Origin of the sequence: Nostoc sp. FACHB-280, assembly GCF_014697615.1 — a bacterium.
Classification (GTDB): Bacteria; Cyanobacteriota; Cyanobacteriia; order Cyanobacteriales; family Nostocaceae; genus Nostoc_B.
In genome coordinates, this window is the sequence record NZ_JACJSD010000029.1 from 43,618 (window position 1) to 59,782 (window position 16,165).

10 protein-coding genes and 1 tRNA gene are annotated in these 16,165 nt (G+C 40.6%); 5 read left to right on the plus strand and 6 right to left on the minus strand.

Features of this window, described 5'->3' with window-relative positions; genetic code table 11:
- Positions 1 to 13 precede the first annotated feature (13 nt).
- On the plus strand, positions 14 to 748 hold the full coding sequence (locus H6G75_RS20195; RefSeq protein WP_190981777.1) for a Stp1/IreP family PP2C-type Ser/Thr phosphatase: 735 nt from the start codon (positions 14 to 16) through the stop codon (positions 746 to 748).
- A gap of 924 nt (positions 749 to 1,672) precedes the next feature.
- Positions 1,673 to 1,870 (plus strand): NblA/ycf18 family protein, encoded by a 198-nt coding sequence (locus tag H6G75_RS20200; RefSeq protein ID WP_015113604.1) that lies wholly within the window; start codon positions 1,673 to 1,675, stop codon positions 1,868 to 1,870.
- Positions 1,871 to 2,275: 405 nt separating this feature from the next.
- On the opposite strand, the gene H6G75_RS20205 is transcribed toward H6G75_RS20200, so the two are convergent.
- The 4 genes from H6G75_RS20205 to H6G75_RS20220 all read right to left on the minus strand — a co-directional run bounded on the left by H6G75_RS20205 (position 2,276) and on the right by H6G75_RS20220 (position 9,399).
- Positions 2,276 to 3,844: a serine/threonine-protein kinase gene (locus H6G75_RS20205; RefSeq protein ID WP_190981778.1), complete on the minus strand. Its 1,569-nt coding sequence runs from the start codon at positions 3,842 to 3,844 to the stop codon at positions 2,276 to 2,278.
- A gap of 809 nt (positions 3,845 to 4,653) precedes the next feature.
- Positions 4,654 to 5,103 (minus strand): hypothetical protein, encoded by a 450-nt coding sequence (locus H6G75_RS20210; RefSeq protein WP_190981779.1) that lies wholly within the window; start codon positions 5,101 to 5,103, stop codon positions 4,654 to 4,656.
- An 88-nt stretch (positions 5,104 to 5,191) separates the two neighbouring features.
- Positions 5,192 to 6,352, minus strand: coding sequence for an anhydro-N-acetylmuramic acid kinase (locus tag H6G75_RS20215; protein WP_190981780.1), 1,161 nt, complete (start codon positions 6,350 to 6,352; stop codon positions 5,192 to 5,194).
- Between the two features lie 365 nt (positions 6,353 to 6,717).
- Positions 6,718 to 9,399: a DUF3536 domain-containing protein gene (locus tag H6G75_RS20220; RefSeq protein WP_190981781.1), complete on the minus strand. Its 2,682-nt coding sequence runs from the start codon at positions 9,397 to 9,399 to the stop codon at positions 6,718 to 6,720.
- 647 nt (positions 9,400 to 10,046) lie between these two features.
- On the opposite strand from H6G75_RS20220, the gene cax reads away from it, so the two are divergent.
- Both cax and H6G75_RS20230 read left to right on the plus strand, forming a co-directional pair.
- The gene (gene cax / locus H6G75_RS20225; protein ID WP_190981782.1) at positions 10,047 to 11,138 is read left to right on the plus strand and encodes a calcium/proton exchanger; all 1,092 of its coding nucleotides are present in this window, start codon (positions 10,047 to 10,049) and stop codon (positions 11,136 to 11,138) included.
- Positions 11,139 to 11,551: 413 nt separating this feature from the next.
- Entirely contained in the window at positions 11,552 to 12,154 is a 603-nt protein-coding gene (locus H6G75_RS20230; protein ID WP_242051590.1) for a peptidoglycan-binding protein, read from the plus strand.
- Positions 12,155 to 12,222: 68 nt separating this feature from the next.
- On the opposite strand, the gene H6G75_RS20235 is transcribed toward H6G75_RS20230, so the two are convergent.
- Positions 12,223 to 14,643, minus strand: coding sequence for a sucrose synthase (locus tag H6G75_RS20235; RefSeq protein WP_190981783.1), 2,421 nt, complete (start codon positions 14,641 to 14,643; stop codon positions 12,223 to 12,225).
- Between the two features lie 936 nt (positions 14,644 to 15,579).
- Positions 15,580 to 15,652 (minus strand) — tRNA-His (locus tag H6G75_RS20240).
- Positions 15,653 to 15,780: 128 nt separating this feature from the next.
- Here H6G75_RS20240 and H6G75_RS20245 point away from each other — a divergent pair.
- Positions 15,781 to 16,161, plus strand: a complete 381-nt coding sequence (locus H6G75_RS20245; RefSeq protein WP_190981808.1) for a DUF4359 domain-containing protein — start codon at positions 15,781 to 15,783, stop codon at positions 16,159 to 16,161.
- Positions 16,162 to 16,165: the final 4 nt, after the last annotated feature.

A 16,165-nucleotide genomic window follows, 5' to 3' on the forward strand; every position in this document is an offset into this window, starting at 1 on the left:
GCCTTAAAAAATTATGAAATTAAAATTCACGGGTTTTAGTGATCCGGGTCTTATTCGTTCTAGTAACCAAGATGCTTATTATATCGATCCTGAAGGACGATTTTTTATCGTCGCTGATGGCATGGGTGGTCACGCAGGTGGTGAAGAAGCAAGTCACATTGCTACCAGAGAAATTCAAGCCTATTTAGTAGCAAATTGGGATGGGGCTGAATCAGATACTGAAATCCTCGAAAAAGCTCTGTGGCAAGCAAATGAAGCTATCTTACAAGATCAGCAAAATCATCCCGAACGTGCTGATATGGGTACTACCGTAGTTGTAGTACTTTTCCGTCAAGCAGGCGCTCCTTTGTGCGCTCATGTCGGCGACTCTCGATTGTATCGCTTGCGGAATTCACAACTAGAGCAAATCACCGAAGACCATACTTGGGTAGCAAGAGCTATTAAAATTGGTGACATCACTGCGGAAGAAGCCAGAATTCATCCTTTCCGCCATGTGCTTTCCCGGTGTTTGGGTCGAGAAGACCTTAACCAATTTGATGTGCAACCATTGGATGTGAAAGGGAGCGATCGCTTGCTATTATGCAGTGATGGTCTCACAGAAGAACTGGTAGACGAACAAATTGCTGATTGTCTACAAAACATCCCCATACTGGAAAAAGCCTCTATCTCCCTCATAGAAGCTGCTAAAGAACATGGCGGGCATGATAACATCACAGTCGTGATCGTAGAAGTACAAGAGAACTACTAGATAGTCAACACTCACCAGTCAAAATTACCTTTGACCAACAGTTAATCGTGTTTTTAGCCCGCCAGTCGCCCTTCTGGTGAAATTCTTCGTGGCTAACGGCAGTTTACTTCATTCCTATGCACTGCCTGACCATACAGTCCACATCTACCAGCCTAGAATTATGAAAAATCAAGGGGTTGAGCAAGGGTGTGGGGGTGTTGTATTCAAAACCCTTTCACCCCTACACTCAATCTTGATGCGTAAGATCAAGTTCAGTTAATTAGTGATGATTCCCCCACATCTGTGCAGGAAGGTCACAACCCTTTCCTTTGTCTTCTCTGCTCCCTCTGCGCTCTTAATGGCAAGTCTTTCAGCGAACACGATATAAGTCTTGGAAGGAACGGACTCACATTTTTGTCCAATCCCAAAATTGTTTGACTTTGAACATTATTTTTAGTAGATATACTCAGCAATTTGTTCAGCCTGAGCATTTTTATTTTTTACAACTTGATAAAAATACTCTTAACTTCCAAAATTTAGCAGTTGGAGGCAGAGTTTATATAATTTGTTGAATTGACATCTTGCACCTAATACGGTATAGCGAATATAATTCAGGTTTAATACCTTGTATTTGCCTTTGCACTCATCAGTTTTCCTCTCCCAGAGAATCTGTAACTCGAAAAGGCTAAAATCAGGTATTTAGATTCACTATTTGTGAAATTTCCCGGAATTTGCCTCAATATACTTGAGTTGTATACCAGTAGGTTTAGGCAAAGACGGTTAAGGACACAAAAAATTTAATCCCAAGGGGTGTGGGCAAATAGTCAAACAATTGTTATCTTTCTTAATACATAGGAACAAATGTAGAGCTAATTCCCAAAACTATCCTTTGTAGGATTTCTGTCCCTAAATCTCACTTTTACGTGTTGTTTTTCGGAGTTTACTATGAACCAGCCAATTGAATTATCTTTGGAACAACAATTCAGCATTCGTTCATTTGCTACTCAGGTGCAGCACATGAGCCATGACCAAGCAAAAGACTTTTTGGTCAAGCTCTATGAGCAAATGGTTGTGCGCGAGGCTACCTACCAAGAGTTACTTAAGCACCAGTGGGGCTTAGATTCAGGTTCCACTCTGGCATAGACTTACTTTTTGTGTCGCAGTGGGCGACCTCCTTCTCTTGCTCGGTTCCAAGAAGGAAAGGAGCTGGGGATGCTGGGGCGTCAACTTTAAATCAGTGATTGTAAATTGATTGTTTTAACCTAACTTTATGACTAGCCAAATTAAAGGCTGCACATATTTGTTAAGAGTAAACTGTATTGTAGGGGATAAATTAGAAAGTTTAGATAGCTGAGGTTATTAACTCAAAGCTAATTAAGCAAACTAATTTGGGTGCTGTATTGGATACATAGCACGACTTGCGTAGATCCATTTAATTGTAGTTTACCAATCACCATCGCTAATCATTATATTTGCTATAACGTAAGGCTTACAACCGAATATAGTTTTTTCGTTACAAAAGTTTACATTTTGCAATCTACAACATTACTAACCAGAAAGCTCAAAAGGAAAGTCTGTAGCCGTTGCTTCTAATTTAGATAAGATTTGGGGTTTAATTCTTTCGTATTCACTTTTTAGTACATTCTTACTAAGTTGTGGATCAACAGATGAAGCTGAGATTTGACTTTCTTCAGCCCATTGTTCAAGATTTTTGCGTTGAGCTGTAGCGATACTACAAAGTAGGATATGTGAACAGCGACTTGGTGCTTCTCTGGCAAAGAATAACAATCGATAATAACCAGTTTTTGCGAGTAATCTAGTTATTTCTTGGCCAAAGCTAGTTTTGAGATCAAGATAATAAGGCAGCCACTTTACACCATGTTGCCGATTGTAAATAACCGTAATCCACAGTGTCATCGGATGTGGTGCAGGCAGAAAGAGAAATTGATTATAACGATTACAAGCAAACCTTTTGATAATTTCCTGCTGTGGTAGCATCACCCAAAGAGTTGGTAAAACTTCGTTATTCACACAAATTGTTTTGGGGAAGACAATATCAGCTATTGGCTTGTTGTCTGGCCAAGCAGTAGAACGTAAAATTTCATCATGTGCAGATAATACCTCTATATCAGCTTTTGTTTTGGGCTGAACTTCTACCGGAATTGTTAAGCTACGAGTCGCTACAGCTTTTGGTGCGGGTTTATCTGGTTGAATGATGGGCGAGCGATAATTCTGTTCAATGGATTCTAACGCCTGCAAAATTTCGCTTACCTTTTGGGGGCGATCGCTTGGTGATTTTGCCAGACAACTCATAACCAAATCTTCTACTTGTTTAGGTAGTTCTAACCCAGGATTCACTTCAGCAAACGAACGTGGTTCAAGCAAATGATGGGTTTTGTACCATGCACCAAAGGAATGAGTTGCTGCTACTAACGGCATTTTGCCAGTTAGCATCTCAAACATCATCACACCTAAACTGTAAATATCTGACCGATTATCTAATTCCTTACCCTCCATCTGTTCGGGAGAAGAATAAGCCAGAGTTCCCAAATAAAATTTTGTTTGGTCGTTGCTATTAGCTTGGAGTAACTTAGCAATCCCAAAATCCAGAATTTTGATTAACTCACCAAAGCTGGAGTCTTGAATTACCAGCATATTGCTGGGTTTAATATCGCGGTGAATAATTGGGTAAATAGCGCCATCAACGGGAATACCATCATGGGCGCACTGTAACCCCAGCCCAATTTGACGCACCATACTCAAGAATCTGGGTAAAGCTAAATGATGCTGACGAATAATTTGACTGAGTCCATGTCCTTGAAGATATTCCATCACGTAAAAGGGCGTGTTATTTTCATCTACGCCATAGTCCATGACTCGCACAATATGAATGCTTTTTTGTCCTAGCAAAGCACAGGTTTTCGCTTCTCGCTCAAAGCGTTCTTGTAACCGCATTTTTTCATTTTGAATCGAGAGGGCGAGAAACTTAACTGCAACTGGTACACCTCCCAACAAAATATCTTTAGCACGATAAACTCGACCCATTGCTCCAGTACCAATTAATTCCTGAAGCTGATAGCGTTTGCCGAGTAAGCGTCCAATGTTGGGGTCTGACATAAAATATTCGACTCCAAAAGCAGATTGATTTTAAGTGTGTAGGAAAACAAGTACTTTCAAACGAGTATTTTTGATGGATCTAGAATGAGTTTCTAGAGTAATTAATAAAGTTCAAAAGCAGTTTTTAGTTCTCTGAGGAGAGCTACTACTTTTGGACTGCGGTTTGTCAGCTAGTGGTTTTTACAACTGGTGGAAGATGCCAATTCAAATCTACGGAATGGTAGATTCATCCTGAAGTTTGCTCACATTCCGCACGCTGATGTTGATGTATTTCTAGTCTGCCCAAATTTAACTAAATAATTATCTATAGTTTCTATTGATTTACAATTGCTGATATATGGCAAAGTGCTGAGTGCTGAGTAGAAACCCAGTAATTTCAAGGACAGGACTCAATACGGTTCAGTTAAGGTGATGAGAGTTGATTTCTCAATTTCTGCTCTACCTATTAGACAATGAGAAAGATTTGGGGGATTCTCCCCCACACCCCCGATTGGGGGACGGTTGCGTCCCCCAAACCCCCTCCAAAATCATTTTTTCGTTTTTTATTGAGCCATTAGTTATTATTTGTTGCTTTTGTTGTCATTTAGGATTCTTATCTGAATCGTATTGGGTCAGGACTGATGCACAGGCTATGGAAAGTTAAACCACTCCAGACGCAAGACGCAGAGTTCCCTGAGAAATGAGAGTTTGAGCGGTTTTTGCATCAGTGCTGAGTGAGTATCTTTACAATTCCTCACTCAGTAACGCCAGTTGCTACAACGGAGGAAACCTCCGCAACGCACTGGCTCCTCAACACTTTCAACTCAGCATTATTTGAGTGGTTGCCGTTCTAAGCTGGCTTCCATTGTACTGGTGAGGGAATGACCGGACATGACACCACAACTTAGATAGTAAGCGTCATCGGAGAGACGATACACTGTTTCAAAGCCACTGCGACGTTGACGATCGCTCAGTACCCAATAGCGTTGCACAATTGTATCTAGACCAATCCAACCTTCACCTTCAATCTGCCCGAACAAATTATGTTGAAGTAAAAAAGTATACTGACGTTCACCTTCATGCAAACGCCCTTTATACAGTAAGGAGATTTCTGAGCGATCGCTGCCAGGAAAAATCAGCTTGGTTGCCATTGTAAACCAGTTATCTCGATTCCAAGCAACTAGGGTCATACCCTTAACGCTGATTGGCATTCCATTGTGTTCTAGCCAATTGCCTTGTAATGACCAGCGTCCTGGTTCCATTAAAAAAGTGTGACCCACCTTCTCAGTTCCTTGTCTTAATCGAGTAACCTTACGACTTAAAGATATATTTGAAACCTAAAAATGTCAGGTGCTAAGTCCGCAAAACTTATTTTTTGGCTAGATGAATTTCTCCCAGTAGGACTTCATGGGGTGCGCCTGTGGCTGATGGCAGGTTTCCGGGTATATTTAACTGTCGCCAGTAGGCTAAAACTGCAAAAGCGATCGCTTCTTTAAAGTCTCCACTCAAGCCGACTTCATCGGTAGTTAAGACGGGGATTGCCTTTAATAATGACTGCAAACGTTCTTTTAAATACAGATTCCGACTACCACCACCACATAAAAATACCCGTTGTGGCATTTGCGGTAAAAAGGTTTGGTAACTGTGAACAACAGAGGCTGCTGTCAGTTCGGTAAGGGTGGCGAGAAAGTCAGCCGGACTGAGTTGATATGGCCCGGCATCTTTTAAACATTGATTTAAGTAATCTACGCCAAATAACTCACGTCCTGTAGATTTGGGTGGTGGTAGATGAAAGTAATCTTGCTGTAACCACTGTTCTACTAAAGATTGGCAAGGACTACCCGTCGCTGCCCATTTACCATCTTCATCATATTTTTTATCACCATTAGTTAAATGGGCTACTGCTAAATCTAATAAGCTATTGCCAGGGCCAGTATCCCAACCGCGCATTTTTTCTAACCAGTTGTCGCGGCGGGGTGGGATGTAAGCAACATTACCGATACCGCCTAAATTTTGAATGCAGCGAGCTTCTTCTGGATGACTGAGTAAATAAGCATCAACTCTTGGTACCAGGGGTGCGCCATGACCACCAATTGCAATGTCAGCCACACGGAAATTACTGACGGTGGTAATTCCTGTGATACTAGCAATCAATTCACCCCTTCCCAGTTGCAGGGTATAACCTAGGGACTGGGGTTGCCTAAATCCTTGGCTTTGTGGTGGTCGATGATAAACTGTTTGCCCGTGGGAACCGATTAAAATTGCTGGCTGATGATTAGTTTGAATGTTTTGAGCCGCTTGAGCAAAACTAAAGGCGATCGCATCATCTAATGCTGCTAATTCTGCCATTGAAATGGCTTTCCCTGCACAAACAGCTAAAATACTGTCTCGGAGTTCAGCAGAATAAGGATATGTTTGTCCTGCTAATAACTCGACTTTCAGGTCTAAATCTGTACCAGAAATATCTACTAAAGCAGCGTCAATGCCATCTACGGATGTACCACTAATTAAACCGATAATGCGAGTCATAAAAGATGATTAATAGTTTGATTGCTCAATAGTTATTAGTCAATTTTGGGTTGACTGCGACCACAATAGTACAGTTGGGGATTTTAAATAAATCAGACAAGTTACTATATCAGTCTGATGACGTATAGTAAATCTATCTTAAGTATGTTAAATGAGATTGCCACTCAATACATAATTACTAATGTTCCACTTTTGTTTGTGCAGCGATCGCTCCCTTAATTTAGGCTAATAGGAGCGATCATTCCTCTATATCAGACCAAATTATTTGGCTGATTAATCTAGTTTTATAGCAATTCTCAATCATTCGTGAATAGCAAGATCCCCGACTTCTTCAAGAAGTCGGGGATCTAAGTTTGAGGAATATACTAATCTAACTGACTTAAAATTGCTTTGACATCAACAGCTAACTTTTGACCTAATTTTAATAACTGCCGACATTGATTCGTATCCTGTTTATTGATCAGGCTGGCAAAACAAGCTGGTGCTATCTGACTGTGCAGACAACTGAAGTATAGTTCTTGAGAACGATAGAGAGAAATACCCAAGTTGAGTTGATATCCCACATCAATCAATCTTTCTAATAGTTGGATATCGGTGGCAAAACTACCGTTGGTGTCATGTAATAATTGCCAGAGCGATCGCAAAATCAATTGCTCTAATATTTGCTTACCTTCGGGAATATTTAAGCGACAACGCAGATGCTTGGCTTCTGTGGCGATCGCTTCTAATTCTACAATGTGATTTCCACAAGATTGCGGTTCTGTGATGTCTTGCTCTAGCGATCGCAATGTTGTCATACAGCGATATCCTAAAGCAATCTCGGCAGCCACTTGCAATTCTTGGGGTACTTCGAGTTCATCCCGATGAAAGGCCATGAGTACGCCATAATTTTCCCGGTATGTTTGGGTATACAGTTGGTCTAGTCGAGTTAATGTTTCTTGATTAATTAACCGCATAATTCGGTGGCGTTCTTCAGCAAATAAATTCTGTAAGCTAAAGGTTTCATTGCCAAATACCTGTGTCATCACCAAAATAGTCTGGGCTGCACTGGCTTGCTGGAGTGCGGTGAACAATTTTTCTTTTAACTGGCTGTAATCACGTCGCCCAGTAAACTGTTGAATGCAGCAGTGAAAATCCCAACCGCCTAAATGCAGCACAGCAAACACTAAATGTTCGCTTTCCCAAGTAATTTCGGAAACTAATTTTAAATGTCCGACAACTAAAGTCAACGCCCCCATTCGTTGCAGTTGATAGTCTAACTCATTCGTTGTGTAGCAATAAACTCGCTTTCTGTGAGTGCTGAGTGCTGAGTGCTGACCGTTACTATTACTATTAAACAGCGAAGTAATTGCATAGTGAGCAGCAACTTGCTTGAAGCTAACTTGAGCAGTTAGGACTAACTGACGATATATTTCACCACCATGTTTGAATAAGTCTACATTGCTTGGTGCTAAACCCAGGCGTTTGACGAAGCCTTTTTCTAACTGCACACCTGCAACATCTCCCGCCAGTTCTAAGGCGCGGGCGGCGTAACGCAGAATTTGAGTACCTTCTGGGCGAGATAGTTCTTCAAAAAACCAGCCGCAACTGGTGAACATTAATAAGGAGTGACGCTGCATTTCTAATAAACGCAAAGCATCTACTTGTTCGGCGGCGTTGAGTTTGTGGGTTTGATGGCGGGAAAGAAAGCGGCTGACATTGGCGGGTGAGCGATCGCGGATGACTTTGATATACTCATCCCTAGCTAACCAAGGATCTTTGAAGAATTGCTGACCATATTCTTCGTACACTTCTACTAACTGATCCCGTAGCCAATTTAAGGCATTACGTAAAGGCCGCCGCCATTTTTGATGCCAAACACCACCCTCACCACCACAACCACAATCATCTTGCCATCTATCGACACCGTGGGCGCAACTCCAAGCGGTGATAGGCTTGAGTTCGACTTCCCAAGTTGGTGGGTTTAGGCTGAGGTAGTGGGCAAAATTGGTAACTGTCCAACCATGACGAGGAAATTCGGCTGTAAAGGCGTAGGCGATGGTTTTTTCTGTGCCTTTTTTATGGTGTCCAAAGGTTTCCCCATCGGTAGCCACAGATATCAATTGGGCGGGACGATGATCCCCACGCACAGCTGAACCTATACGTCCGGCTAAATGATGGGAACTATAGGTGACATCTGTAAAACCCATATCGCGGGATATGGGGCCATCGTAGAAGAAGATATCTATATATTTAGAAGTGTCTGGTGTTGGGAGTGGTGAGTTGAGGATGTCTCCTTTGTCAAATCCCCATTCTTTATTCCCTTTCAAATAGCAACGATAGGGACGGGTGGGATCAATCTGACTACCGCCAACTTCGTGCCATTCTGGCTGGGGATCATTTTTGGTGGGTAGAGGACGACAACGTTGTGCTTGGGATGGTGCCAAGATAATAAAACGAATCCCTTCGGCAATTAAAGCTTCTATAGTTGCGTAGTCTACACCTGTTTCTGCCAACCAGATGCCTTCGGGATCACGGCCAAAGCGGGATTTGAAGTCTTCTTTACCCCAGCGAATCTGCGTATATTTATCCCGTTCGTTAGCCAAAGGCATGATGATGTGATTATATACTTGCGCGATCGCATTGCCATGACCTTGCAGGCGATCGGCACTTTTGGCATCTGCTTCTAATATTCGTTGATAAACCTCCACATCATAGCGTTCTAGCCACGACATCAAGGTAGGGCCAATATTAAAGCTGAGATACTCGTAATTATTCACGATCCCCATCACTTCGCCTTGGTCATTCAAGATTCTGGCAAAAGCATTAGGACGATAGCATTCATAGTGAATTCGCTCATTCCAATCATGGAAAGGTGCAGCACTGGGTTGACGCTCAATTGCATCTAGATAAGGGTTTTCGCGCGGTGGTTGATAAAAATGACCATGCACTGTGACATACACACCAGTCGCTGTTTTTAGGGGATCATGCTGGTGAGTATCTTGGACAGTGGAATGATTAATAGACGTAGCGCCAGAGCTAGCTGGCAATTCAGCAGCAGAAGTCATGTAGTATATTTATCCAAAACAAAAAACTTGCAGCAACACGGAAAGGCTTGTTTTCCAACCTCATCTACACAGGCTTGAACACAAAATCCGGTATAGACTAAAACTATGGCTATAGGATACACTCTAGTTCTTGAGACAGCAGTCTGACTAGAGTGTGAAATCTGCGTTATCCTATCTCTGTTTCTCAAGTATTACTAATTTTTCGGCTATTTCACAATTTTAGATTTTAGATTGACCCCACAGATAAATCTGGGTATTTGCACCCTTTAGGGACTATTGGTCAACATGAATTGTCTTTCAATCTATTAAACTCTATTTTCTGTGTAGTATGCTACCTGAAAATTGATATTTTTACTACAAAATGTTGCGGAAAATCTGTAAAACACAACGTTAGTTTACATTGTGCATTGATCTGTTTTCATCAATTTTGATAAATTGCCACGAGTTTAGTAAATTCTCTCAATGGGTTAACTAAAGGTTGAGAGTATCCTATTGGAGTGCTGAGTTATGAGTACTGCGGGGGATGAGGAAGAGAAGCAAAACAGGGAAGAATCATTTTGGTTGACTCACTTTACTTGCTTCACTGCCTCATCTTCCCCATATTTCACTCAGCATTTTTCCAGGATAACTTTTACTAAAGTAACCAAATGTCAGGTAAAAACATTCTTTTTTTCGTGCTGTTACTGTTTATTCCCGTATCCCTGGCGGCGCATTTTCTCGAATGGGGAGACTTAATAGTGTTTGTCACTGCTGGTTTGGCAATTTTGCCTTTAGCAGCTTGGATGGGAACAGCAACAGAGGAAATTGCTGTGGTGGTCGGCCCAACGCTGGGAGGGTTATTAAACGCCACCTTTGGTAATGCAACAGAATTAATCATTGCTTTAGTTGCTTTGCAAGCCGGACTGGTTGGTGTAGTCAAAGCCAGTATCACAGGGTCAATTGTCAGTAACTTATTACTGGTGATGGGTCTTTCGATGTTTTTAGGAGGACTGCGCCACAAAGAACAAACATTTCAACCGATTGTGGCGCGTGTAAATGCTTCCTCCATGAATCTGGCGGTGATTGCTATGTTACTCCCCACGGCAATGAACTATACTTCCCAAGGAATTAATGAACAAACTCTACAAAATCTTTCCTTGGCTGTGGCAGTGGTGTTAATTGTGGTTTATGCCTTGACATTGCTGTTTTCGATGAAAACCCATACTTATTTGTATGATGTCGGCGTGGCTGAGGCGGAAGACAATGAAGGTTCCCACGAGAAACCAAATATGTGGTTGTGGACTGGGGTGTTATTGGTTTGTACCTTACTAGTCGCACTGGAATCAGAAATGTTAGTAGATTCCTTAGAAACCGCCACATCCCAATTAGGTTTAACAGCACTGTTTACAGGTGTAATTTTAGTGCCAATTGTGGGTAATGCCGCAGAACACGCCACGGCTGTGACTGTAGCAATGAAAGACAAAATGGATCTTTCTGTATCTGTAGCTGTGGGTTCCAGTATGCAGATTGCTTTATTTGTAGCCCCAGTATTAGTCATCGCCGGGTGGATATTTGGTCAACCAATGGATTTAGATTTTAATCCCTTTGAATTGGTAGCTGTGGCTGTGTCGGTATTAATTGCCAACAGTATTAGTTCTGATGGTAAATCTAATTGGTTGGAAGGTACTTTGTTGTTAGCTGCATATACAGTTTTAGGTTTTGCTTTTTACTTCCATCCAGTAATTACCAGTATTGGATAGTGATAATTATGCAGATAGCGATCGCTGTTACTTTTGTGAGCGATCGCTTCTGCTAAGAGATAGAATTAATTTGACTTTTTGTGCGCTACGTAACCAGATTTTTGTATCTTTATCAAGTCTGAAAAATCAAAGTAATTTCTTATTCAAATCTTATTAACCATCAGAGATACTGCTTCAGATAGAGTCAATTTTTTATTATCTAGAGTTTATTATTTTCAAGGAAAGCAGGGACATAAAAGCAAATAGACTAGTTATGCTCGATTGTGTCAGTCATGATTGAGGATTACTAGGCAAACTCCGTTGTTTATGATTACGCAAAATTATTATATTTTTTTATTTTTAGGACACACCATTCCGGAACTACGACAATTTTTCTGTCAAAGGAAATATGGGTGTTAATAACATCAAAAAAAATGAGTGATATTGTCCTGCTGATGACGGGCGTGTTAATTGCCAAACAACCATCTCCGTCTCATATCAACCAGCAGCCTGTAATTCAGATAGATAATGGCGTGCAGAAAACACCACAGGGGCAGTCATCTCAATTCGATTTAAATAGAAAAACCACGCCGTCTGAATTCATGCAGCTTCAAGAAAAACCTGAAGCTACTCTAGTAGCTTTTAATGCTAATTCTGAAAAAAATCTAGTAAAAAAAACAGACAAAAAACCTACTAAAGACTTATATAGCGTATCAGAATTTAAGAACTTTCAACCTGTAAATATCAAGTTTCCGCGTTCACAACGCCTCATCGCCCAAAAATTGAGCGACGATGAACTTTTATTAGCTAGGTCTACAAGATTGGGTGGTCGTACTGTACCTAATTTACGTTTTGGAAATTCAGGTCTAGCTGTGAGAGTTTTACAAAAGTTACTCATAGCTAATGGCTATACAATTCGTATAGATGGGGTTTATGGTGCGTTAACAGAAAGTGCTGTTAAAGCCTTTCAAAATCGTCGCAATATCAATGTAGATGGCATAGTCGGCCCAAGAACTTGGTTTCATCTAACAAGATAAACATGAAAGTAAAAAGGCAAAATAAAATAAGCTTTTGCCTTTTTACTTTTTACTTTTACCTTAAATCATTACCGATATTTATGCTGTTCGAGAAGTTGTTGCGCTCTGGGTTTATAAATTAAGTAAAACAGTGCTTCTAGATAGCGCAATAAATCTTCGCGGTTTTCTTGGGAAGTAAAATTCCAGAAACCGTAAATTCTAGCTAAAGATAACAGCTTGGTCGTGTGTATTTTCCAAGTATAGGTAGTGTAAACTCGGTTAATTGCCTTTTGAGAAATTGTTTGCCAATAGTCGGGATTTTGTTCACATTTGGTAACAAAATCTAAAATTTTCGTAGCCGTCTCTGCTAAATTCGTGGGGTTAATGTAAAAGCCATTAACTTTATCTTGAATGATTTCTAGCGGCCCGCCAAATTGAGTCGCAAAGGTTGGTAGTCCAGAAATCATTGATTCTAAAATTGTTAAACCGAAGGCTTCAAATAAAGCAGGTTGGACAAAAATACCTTGATGGTCAGCAATCACACGATAAATTTCGCCAGAATCACTTTTTGATAACCGGACACCTAACCAACGAATTTTGCCGTGAAGATTATATTCATCAATGATGTGATAAAGCTTGATAATTTCGTCACGTTCTTCGTTGTCGTCTGATTCTTCTGTGCGTAATTTCCCTGCCACTAAAATCAAGTTACAATGCTCTTGCAAATCTTTATTTTGACCAAAACATTCGGCTAAACCAGTCAGGTTTTTAATGCGGTCGAGACGCGCCATTGAAAAGATAGGGCGCTTGTTGGGGTCATCCAGTTTGCCGAAAATTTGGCTAGAGTCTTCTAAAGTAAATAACATTTCAGCGAGACGCAAGCGATCGCTTTCTACCCGTTCTTCAGTCTTGGTGTAGGGGAAGTAGTAACTCTCGTTCACCCCAGGCGGAACAACATTAAATTTCGGGCTGAATAACTCAATGCCATTCACTACATGATACAACTCCGGCATGGTGAAGCATTTATAAGACTCGTATTGTCCTACACTATCAGGTGTGCCGACAATTTCTTGATAAGTACTGCTGACCACAAAGTTAGCAGCATTCATAGCAATTAAGTCAGCAGTAAATTGTAGAGAGAAATGATATTTATCTTCTAAATCTTGCCAGTAAAGATTACTAAACAAATATTTAGATTTTTCTAAAGCATGGGCGATGTTACATTGGGTAACTTTCATCCGTCGCGCTAATAGGAAGGCGACTAAGTTTCCATCAGTGTAGTTACCCACAATTAAGTCTGGTTTACCTTGAAATTCTGCTAATAATTCTCTTTCTGAGTCAATAGCAAAGGTTTCGAGATAAGGCCAAAACTCAAAGCGAGAAATCCAGTTTTGGGTCATGTTGGGATTGAAATCCCGCAAAGGTACGCGCAAAATCCAAGCATTATCTGTACCGTAGACTTTCTCTAACCTTTCGTTACATAAAGTACCATCACTATTGGGAATCAAGCGCGAGAGAATAATGACTTTTGGTTGGACGTTTAGTCCTTCTAAACCCGCCAGTAAGACATCTTCTTGTAGTTGCTTTTCTAAATTTCTGGCTTGGTCGAGTACATAAACTACTTGACCACCTGTATCGGGTCTTCCTAAAACTCCCTCTTGTCCAAACCAACCATGTGCGGAAACCAAGACGATTCTAAAAATCATCGGGACGCGGGAAATAAATTCTTCGAGAATTTGGGGGGCTGGTGAGTCAATTAGTTCGTCCAAAATATTCAGGGTTTCTTGTACCCGTTGGGCGGTGTTACCCCAACCTGGTTCAAAACCCATTGTTTGCAATTGAAAGCGAAAATCATCGTAGGGTTCATCACTGGGGCGTTCGTTGACAAATGCGATCGCTTTTTTGACTTGTTGAGAAAGCTGCTGCTGTGATTGAATCCGATTGTTAATTAGGAGTTGAATACCGTTATATTGGTGCAGGCGCAAAAAGTTAAATAAGCTTTCTAGCCATTGTTTGGGGTCTTGGAAAAGTTTACTAGAAAGATAACGGTTGAGATACTGTACACCCTTACCAATGTTTTTGGGGTCGCGGATAACTGGGGTGTAGTCATAAAAAGGGCCGAAGTCTAATTCTAACAGGTCGCCTTCGTTGGGATGATATTTATTGACGAGGCGATCGCGCAGATCCAGTAGTTCTTGTACTGTCATAGCTTCCGCACTCAAATCTGCTGTGATTCGATACACTTCTTGACTAGCAATATAAGGGCGGATAATAAAACAAAAGTTGGAGTCTTCTTGAATAATTTCTTGCGTGTAATAGAGGAGTTTTCCTAACAGAGATAATTTGTCAGACTTTTCCGGCTGCCCATGTTTAGCACAATATTCACCATATACCTGGAGTATGTCATTTCTCAGTAAATAATTTTTTTCTTGTTGGCGTAATTCACTAATGAAAGCACGCAAATCATTTTTTTCTTCACTTTCTAGAACTGCTTGAATCAATTCAGACATATTCACCTCACAGTCAATAAGTACAAACACGAATAAACACAGATAAACTCTTTCTATCTGTGTTTCACAAAGCTTATGGACTTCTTGCGTGTTCTTCTTTACCTAAATTATCGAAGACTCCGTATGATTCCCTCTAACTATAGGCGGACAATTTTCCTAACTTTAGGCTGATTCAGTACATTTATTGCTGGAAATGCCTCAATTCTCACTTGATATCGAAAAGCGATCGCCTGATAAATTATTTCTTTTTCTCTTTAGCTCAATTTCTCAACAACGCCTAATAAAAATTTAAATTGTTTTGCTTTAAATGTAAAATATTCATACTTGTTTGTGGCCAGTATTTTTTTGCAATAAAAGTTAATTTTTATATTGTGGTACTAACAATGAGTTTGTATTTAAATCAAATAAAATCAACTTTTGATATTAGTGAGAATAATTTAAATTTGCCCTCGCTATAATTGCACCACGAAGTAATTAGAAACAGGGACGGTATATATGCAAGACCATTCACATAAATTAACAACTACCGACCACAGCATAGGCAACATTCTAATTGTCTCATTCATCGTATTCTGTGGAATGACTTTTATCTTTCTTTTAGGAATTTTCTAACAGTGACCTTGGGAAATAAAGAATTTGTGGGGAAGCAAACAACTGAATTTGCTTCCCTTTTTAATGAGGATTTACGCAAAAAAATTATGAAACTTCTCCCGCCTAGAACTAAAGTTCCAGGCTAATAGCTAAAGTCCACTCAAGTGGACTGCAATGAATTGCTGGTTGAGTTCTCTGAAAGAGGAGTTACGCTATGAGACTCAGAATTGATTCCCAGGCAGGACTGAAAATTAAAGTTTTGATAAAAGTGTTACCGGGATAGCCAAACGTTATTGTACCCATTCCGGTTTATAACTTTTAATTAGAGTAGTTTGTATTAACTAGGGCGAACGATGGGACTCGAACCCACGGATGGTGGTACCACAAACCACTGCCTTAACCACTTGGCTACGCTCGCCATTGACTTATCGATTAATAATCATAGCATCTATTTAGTGATTGAGCAAGGGTTTTTTTCAAGGAACGGACTTTACTAATGTATAGTCCAGGAACACTAATGGCTATCAGAAGATGACAGTGAGAAATATGAAGCTTTTGACGATGATGGCATTGGCGATCGCTACTAGCATAGCTGTAGTTAGCGTAGCCATGTCTAAAACCAATCCGACCTCCCAGGAGTATGAAGATTATGCAGTCAATCAACTCACCCAATATCTCAAAAATGATGTGTGTCAAAAAACCTCAAAGTTGATTGAGAGCTTACTTAATTCTCGCTGCGACAAACTTGTTGATTCTACTAACCCCCAAATGCGAGATTTGATCAGAACCACAACGGAACGGCAAGATTTTATGTTGTTTAGTGTGTACCGTACAGATTTGACTCTTGGTGCTTGGCTACCAGGGTACAAGTTTGAAACGGTGGGAGCTTTTCATAATTTTTATACTTACAGAGCTGAACAGCAATAGCCTT

What these genes read in the sequence shown, in the direction of transcription:
- H6G75_RS20195 (WP_190981777.1), top strand. Translation starts at nt 14, where the DNA reads ATGAAATTAAAATTCACGGGTTTTAGTGATCCGGGTCTTATTCGTTCT.
- H6G75_RS20200 (WP_015113604.1), top strand. Translation starts at nt 1,673, where the DNA reads ATGAACCAGCCAATTGAATTATCTTTGGAACAACAATTCAGCATTCGT.
- H6G75_RS20205 (WP_190981778.1), bottom strand. Translation starts at nt 3,844, where the DNA reads ATGTCAGACCCCAACATTGGACGCTTACTCGGCAAACGCTATCAGCTT.
- H6G75_RS20215 (WP_190981780.1), bottom strand. Translation starts at nt 6,352, where the DNA reads ATGACTCGCATTATCGGTTTAATTAGTGGTACATCCGTAGATGGCATT.
- H6G75_RS20220 (WP_190981781.1), bottom strand. Translation starts at nt 9,399, where the DNA reads ATGACTTCTGCTGCTGAATTGCCAGCTAGCTCTGGCGCTACGTCTATT.
- cax (WP_190981782.1), top strand. Translation starts at nt 10,047, where the DNA reads ATGTCAGGTAAAAACATTCTTTTTTTCGTGCTGTTACTGTTTATTCCC.
- H6G75_RS20230 (WP_242051590.1), top strand. Translation starts at nt 11,552, where the DNA reads ATGAGTGATATTGTCCTGCTGATGACGGGCGTGTTAATTGCCAAACAA.
- H6G75_RS20235 (WP_190981783.1), bottom strand. Translation starts at nt 14,643, where the DNA reads ATGTCTGAATTGATTCAAGCAGTTCTAGAAAGTGAAGAAAAAAATGAT.
- H6G75_RS20245 (WP_190981808.1), top strand. Translation starts at nt 15,781, where the DNA reads ATGAAGCTTTTGACGATGATGGCATTGGCGATCGCTACTAGCATAGCT.